Source organism: Campylobacter coli LMG 9860 (genome assembly GCF_000254135.1).
GTDB lineage: Bacteria > Campylobacterota > Campylobacteria > Campylobacterales > Campylobacteraceae > Campylobacter_D > Campylobacter_D coli.
On the sequence record NZ_AINS01000054.1, the window covers coordinates 1 to 4,911 of the forward strand.

7 protein-coding genes are annotated in these 4,911 nt (G+C 30.7%); 4 read left to right on the plus strand and 3 right to left on the minus strand.

The genetic code is table 11. The annotated features are described in order from the left end of the window. The first annotated feature begins 183 nt into the window (after nt 1-183). From pseA to CCO88_RS07505, 3 genes are read left to right on the plus strand one after another with little or no spacing between them, the layout of a single operon-like run. Entirely contained in the window at nt 184-1,320 is a 1,137-nt protein-coding gene (gene pseA, locus CCO88_RS07495) for a pseudaminic acid biosynthesis protein PseA (protein ID WP_002800248.1), read from the plus strand. Continuing rightward, nucleotides 1,317-1,922 (plus strand): imidazole glycerol phosphate synthase subunit HisH, encoded by a 606-nt coding sequence (gene hisH / locus CCO88_RS07500; RefSeq protein ID WP_004297688.1) that lies wholly within the window; start codon nt 1,317-1,319, stop codon nt 1,920-1,922. Before pseA ends, hisH begins: the two co-directional genes overlap by 4 nt. Further along, a complete protein-coding gene (locus CCO88_RS07505) occupies nt 1,923-2,669 on the plus strand; it encodes a HisA/HisF-related TIM barrel protein (protein ID WP_002781801.1) in 747 nt (248 codons plus the stop codon). Here CCO88_RS07505 and pseH read toward each other — a convergent pair. From pseH to pseF, 3 genes are read right to left on the minus strand one after another with little or no spacing between them, the layout of a single operon-like run. Next, entirely contained in the window at nt 2,634-3,107 is a 474-nt protein-coding gene (gene pseH / locus CCO88_RS07510; RefSeq protein WP_002820328.1) for a UDP-4-amino-4,6-dideoxy-N-acetyl-beta-L-altrosamine N-acetyltransferase, read from the minus strand. The genes CCO88_RS07505 and pseH overlap by 36 nt on opposite strands. Continuing rightward, on the minus strand, nt 3,104-3,928 hold the full coding sequence (gene pseG, locus CCO88_RS07515) for a UDP-2,4-diacetamido-2,4,6-trideoxy-beta-L-altropyranose hydrolase (protein ID WP_002839976.1): 825 nt from the start codon (nt 3,926-3,928) through the stop codon (nt 3,104-3,106). Before pseG ends, pseH begins: the two co-directional genes overlap by 4 nt. Continuing rightward, nucleotides 3,912-4,610 (minus strand): pseudaminic acid cytidylyltransferase, encoded by a 699-nt coding sequence (gene pseF, locus CCO88_RS07520; protein WP_002792808.1) that lies wholly within the window; start codon nt 4,608-4,610, stop codon nt 3,912-3,914. Before pseF ends, pseG begins: the two co-directional genes overlap by 17 nt. A 92-nt stretch (nt 4,611-4,702) precedes the next feature. Here pseF and CCO88_RS07525 point away from each other — a divergent pair. Beyond that, nucleotides 4,703-4,911, plus strand: a 209-nt coding sequence (locus CCO88_RS07525) for a DUF2920 family protein (protein WP_002784875.1), incomplete at its 3' end; no start/stop codon positions are given.

Sequence of the window (4,911 nt, forward strand, 5' to 3'; positions counted from 1 at the left end):
ATTTATATTATATAAATATTACGACTTTGTTATGATTTTGCTTGGTTTCATTCAAAAAATGCCATATGGATTTAAATTATAGAATTCATTCATTTTTTAATTTTTATATAATATAAATATATAAAATCATAAAATAAAATTTAATTATAACGATATATATTTAAGACTAATTAAAGGAAATTTATGAAATTTTGTAAAAAATGTGTGATGCCAGATACTAAGCCTGATTTACATTTTGATGAAGAAGGTGTTTGTGATGCTTGTCGTTCTCAAGAAGCTAAAAATCAAAATATTAATTGGCAAGAAAGAGAAAAAGAATTTTTTGAGCTTATAAAAAAATACAAAAAACATCCTGTTTATGATTGTGTTATCGGAGTAAGTGGCGGAAAAGATTCTACTTTTCAAGTGGTTAAAATGCTTGAACTTGGACTTAATCCTTTGTGTGTATGTTTTGAGCCTAGCGTACCTACGAAAATAGGGCGCAAAAATTTAGACAATTTAAATCATCTTGGCGTGGATTTGATCCATATCAAGCGTGATCCAAAAGTTTATCAAAAACTTGCCCGTGAAGCTTTTATAAGAACAGGGGATAATGAGTGGCAAAACCATTTGGGAATTTTTACTTCTGTTCCACGCATAGCGGTAAATTTTGGAGTGCCTTTGATCATCTGGGGAGAAAGTCCGCAGATAGAGTATGGCGGTCCTGCGAGTAGTAAAAATAAGAATATTTTAGGCAGAGAGTGGCTTGAAGAATTTGGCGGGCTTTTAGGAAATCGTGCTTCTGATATGCTTGGGGTAAATGGTATTACTGAAAAAGATTTGTTTTTATATACTTATCCAAGTGATGAAGAACTTCAAAGAGTAGGGGTTACAGGACTTTTTTTAGGATATTATTTTAAATGGGATTATAAAAAAATTCTTGAAATTTCTAAAAAATATGGTTTTTTAACTCTAGATCGTCCTGTTGAGACTACTTATGAAAATTTTGAAAATTTAGATTGTTATTCTAATCATGTGCATGATTATTTAAAATACTGCAAATACGGCTTTGGTAGAGCAACGGATAATGCTTGTTTGGATATTCGTTTAGGTTATATCAGCCGTGAAGAAGGGGTGCGTTTGGTACAAAAATACGATGGCAAGCCCCCTAAAAAGGCTATTAAAAAATACCTTGAATTCAGTGGTTTTAGTGAGGAAGAATTTCAAAAAATAGTAGATTCTTTTACCAATAAAAAAATTTTTAAACGTGATGAAAATGGTAAATTTATAAGAGATTATGATGGTTCTTTGGTAAGAAAAGACGAGTGTGTTTTAAAATGATAGCGCTCATTGATTACAAGGCGGGAAATTTAAACTCTGTTGCAAAGGCTTTTGAAAAAATAGGAGCTATAAATTTCATAGCTAAAAATCCAAAAGATTTGCAAAAAGCAGATAAATTGCTTTTACCTGGAGTGGGATCTTTTAAAGAAGCGATGAAAAATTTAAAAGAACTTGGTTTTATAGAAGCTTTAAAAGAGCAAGTTTTAGTACAAAAAAAACCTATTTTAGGCATTTGTTTAGGAATGCAACTTTTTTTAGAAAGGGGCTATGAAGGTGGAGTTTGCGAAGGACTTGGTTTTATAGAAGGTGAAGTAGTCAAATTTGAAGAGGATTTAAATTTAAAAATCCCACATATGGGTTGGAATGAGCTTGAAATTTTAAAACAAGATCCTTTGTATCAAGGCATAGATAATAAGAGTGATTTTTATTTTGTGCATTCTTTTTATGTGAAATGCAAAGATGAGTTTGTAAGTGCTAAAGCACAATACGGACATAAATTTGTTGCATCTTTACAAAAAGATCATATTTTTGCGACGCAGTTTCATCCTGAAAAAAGTCAAAATTTAGGCTTAAAACTTTTAGAAAATTTTATAAGGCTTTAAATGTTAAAAACTAGAATTATCCCTTGCGTGTTATTAAAAAATTCTCAACTTGTTAAAAGTATAGAATTTAAAGATTTTCGTACTATAGGACACTTAACTTCAACGATGAGAATTTATAATGCACGCAATGTTGATGAACTTATTATCTTAGATATAGATGCTTCAAAAAGTGGTGAGATAGACTTTGAAAGTATAGAAGATCTTGCTAAAGAATGTTTTATGCCTTTAACTATAGGTGGCGGGATAAAAACCCTTGAAGATATACAAAAGATTTTAAATTTAGGTGCGGATAAAATTTCTATCAATTCTAAGGCCTTAGAAGATATGGATTTTATAAGTAAAGCGGCTAATCGTTTTGGTTCTCAATGTATAGTTTGTTCTATAGATGTTAAAAGAAAAGGAGGGCAATTTTGTGTTTATGACAGGGGAAATTTACTTGAAAAAAGTCCTTTAGAACTTGCTTTAGAATATGAAAAAAAAGGAGCTGGAGAGCTTCTTTTAACTTCTGTGGATTTTGAAGGAAGGGCAAAGGGTTATGATTTAGAACTTTTAAAGATCTTTCAAAATAAACTTAAAATTCCTCTTATTATCAATGGAGGACTTAGCAATCCAAGTGATGGAGTTGAGGCTTTAAATTTAGGTGCTGATGCTTTAGCGGGTGCTTATATTTTTCATTTTTCTAAGTATACCCCTAAAGATGTAAAAGAAGAATTAGCTAGGCAAGGCTTTGCAGTCAGATTGCTTTAGGCAAATATGGTAAAAATCTTTATCTTCATCATAAATAGTAAAATGATTTTGTTGATATAATTTTAAAGCTTTGCGATTGTCTTTGAAAACATAAGCTTTAAGAGTATTTACTTTTAAGTTTTCAAAGGCGTATTTTTTGATTTCCTGTATTAAAATTTGCCCTATGCCTTTTAAATCAGGCTTTGCATAAAGTCCAAATTCGCAAGAATCTTGCATTATATTGATAAAATCAATCACGCCAATAGCCCCATCATCTTTAAAAACCAAAAAATATTTTTTACTTTGATCTTTTTTCAAGCTAGTAATGAAATTTAAATGCTCTTGAAAATCGATATATTTTGTCTTCATAAACTGGCTTATTTTTTCATCATTGCGCCATTGCCATATAAGCAAAATTTCGTTTCCATTTAAATGAGTGAAATCTTTTAAGCCTATCAAAGTCTATACTCCACTTCATAGCCTTTTTGAACTAGCCAATTGGCTAGTTTTTCTTGATTTTTAGCGACACAAACGGCTTTAAAATTAGCCTTTAAAAGCAAAGCTTCATTGACTAAAGAACTAGCACTGATGATAAGCTTTGTGCTTTCATTCATCAATTTTGCAATATTTTCATGATCGATAAATAATCTAATATTGTTATGTAATTTTGCAAATTTTTGCAATTTTTTAAGATTAGGATTAGAAGAGCTGGTTGCAATGCTGATGATTTTTGTTTTAGGTAATTCGCTAGCAATTTGTAAAGAAAGGTTTTTTATATCAGTTCCACCCATGCAAATGAAAAAATCATATTTTTTTTCTCTATTTTCTTTGGCCTCTTGATAAAATTCTTCCCTGATTAAAGCATAAGAAAAACCACATCTTACTTCGCATTTAAAAGGCACTAAACCTTCATAATCACTTGCTTTTGCATAGGCATTGACATTGAGTAAAATATCACAATGATGAGGCTTTATTTCATCATCAAAGCTTAGAATTTTCACCCCTGTTTCAAGCTTGATCAGTTTTTCATCATCTACGCTGATGCCATAGTGATCAATGATAAGAAGTTCAAATTTTTCTTCTTTGATGAGATTGATAAGTTCGTAAATGCTTTCACTATCAAGCTCATAAACAGGATAAGGAATTTCATCGATCAAGGAGCCTTCTAAAGGCAAGCAAGCAAAACTTACATCATCATATTGTTTAGCTAAGACTAGATCGCGTTTAATGTGTCCAAAGCCTATTTGACTGGAGCTATCGCTTCTAAAAAGCACTTTCATGATTTACCTTATAAAGTATTTTTGCAAATTCCAAATCTTGTATGGTGTCTATATCGCAAACTAAATTTCTTGGCAATACAAACACGCTAGAATGAGGTTTAAATATAAAATCTTCCTCAAGCCAAGCTTTGCTTGTACCAAAATAAAAAGCTCCTGCATCATGATAAGCTTTTGTTAGATCTTGTGAACGACTTTTATAATGTTTTTCATCAAACATATAAACTTGATTGTTTTCATTTAGATAAAATGCCCTTTGTATAGGATACTCAAACTCAGTAGCAGCAAATAAAAACTTGCTTTGATTTTGTATAAATTTTTCATAGGCTTGTTTTAAAATGTCTTTATTTAACAAAGGAGCAGTAGCATAAAGGCAGCAGACATGATCATAAATTTGATTTTGGCTTTGTAAAATTTCTATGGCATTTTGCACTACAGCAGTGCTTGAAGCATAATCATCGCTTAAATTTTTATCACGCACAAAAGGAGCTTTTGCACCGTATTTTAAGGCTACTTCTATGATTTCTTCATCATCGCTTGAAAGCACCACTTCATCAAAAATACCTGAATTTAAAGCATTTTCTATGCTATAAGCGATTAAAGGTTTGCCTAGGAAATCAATGATATTTTTTCTAGGAATTCTTTTTGATCCACCACGAGCAGGGATTATGCAAAGATTTTTCATAGTTAAGCCTTGTTTTTTTGTGTTTTATTTTACTAAAATTTAAGTATAATTGTCTTTAAAATACAATAAAATAATGCAAATGGGGTGGAATAATGCTCATAAATCAAACCTTTGAAATTGATTCTTGTGATGATGTAGAACTAGGCATTAAAAGAACCAGCAAGCTTGAATACCGTATAAGTTATGATGATGAAAAAGATATCAAAGCCATAGTTTTTATAGTGGGTGGTTTTGGAGCTAATGCAAATATTTCTTTTTTAGATTTTGATAGGGAATATATTGCTAAAAATTTTGATGTTGT